1 protein-coding gene is annotated in these 1,298 nt (G+C 74.3%); it reads right to left on the bottom strand.

All coding sequences use genetic code 11. The features are described 5' to 3' along the window. Positions 1–127 precede the first annotated feature (127 nt). Positions 128–1,298 (bottom strand): IMP dehydrogenase (locus ASG00_RS02270; RefSeq protein WP_235559075.1); only part of this gene is annotated, 1,171 nt, incomplete at its 5' end.

Raw genomic sequence — 1,298 nt, 5'->3', positions numbered from 1 at the left:
CGGTGGGGCGATCGTCTGCAACTCGGGGGGTCGTCCATAGTGGTTGAAGTCTATGGGCGGCCTGGGACGGCGAGCCCGGCGGATTGCCAGTTTCCGGGGTGGGGCGGATGCCGCGGCATCCGCTCTCTCACCAGCTGACCGGCAGCGCCTTGCCCTCCTCGTATCCGGCGGCCGACTGCAGGCCGACGAGCGCGCGCTCGTGGAACAGCGGCACCGAGCCGGCGCCGGCGTAGGTGAACGAGGACCGCACGCCCGCGGTGATCATGTCGACGAGATCCTCGACGCCCGGGCGCAGCGGGTCGATGTAGATGCGCGATGACGAGATGCCCTCGGCGAACAGCTCCTTGCGGGCGCGCTCGTAGGCATCGAGGCGACCGAAGCGCTCCTGCACGGCCTTCGTCGAGGCCATCCCCCACGACTCCTTGTAGACGCGACCGGCAGCGTCGGTCTCGACGGTGCCGGGGGCTTCGAGCGTGCCCGCGAACCACGAGCCGATCATGACGGATGCCGCGCCCGCCGCCAGCGCCAGCGCGACGTCGCGCGGGTAGCGCACGCCACCGTCGGCCCAGACGTGGGCGCCGTGGGCGCGGGCCGCCTCGGCGGTCTCGAGCACGGCGGAGAACTGCGGGCGTCCGACGGCGGTCATCATGCGGGTGGTGCACATCGCGCCCGGGCCCACGCCGACCTTCAGGATCGTGGCGCCCGCCCCGACGAGGTCGCGCACCCCGTCGGCGCTCACGATGTTGCCGGCGACGATCGGCAGGCCGAGGCCCAGGCCCGACACGGTCTGAAGAGCGCGGAGCATCCCCTCCTGGTGCCCGTGCGCGGTGTCGAGCACGAGCACGTCCACGCCCGCCTCGGCGAGCGCGCGCGCCTTCGCGGCGACGTCGCCGTTGATGCCGACCGCGGCGGCCACGACGAGGCGACCGTCAGCATCGAGCGCCGGCCGGTAGAGCGTTCCGCGCAGGGCGCTGCGCGCGGTGACGGTGCCGACGAGCACGCCGTGGTGCAGCACGCAGATCGTCTCGGCGTCGAGCTCGGCGGCCAGGTCGAACGCGTGGCGGGCATCGGTCACGTCGTCGGCGTCGATCGCGACGGGCCGGCCGCGGGCGAGGTCGCCCAGCTGCGCGTCGGGCAGCGCCGTCGCGAGCCGCGTGGCCGGCACCACGCCCGCGATCTCGTCGATGGTCGGCGCGGAGCCCGCGGCATCCGCCACCACGATGCCGTGGCCGGCGACGGCGGGGAGCTCCCGAAGGGCGTCGGCCACGGTCGCCGACGGCGGCAGGATGCGCGGGCTG

Origin of the sequence: Microbacterium sp. Leaf351 (assembly GCF_001423825.1) — a bacterium.
GTDB lineage: Bacteria > Actinomycetota > Actinomycetes > Actinomycetales > Microbacteriaceae > Microbacterium > Microbacterium ginsengisoli.
This window is presented reverse-complemented; position numbering and strand designations above follow the sequence as displayed.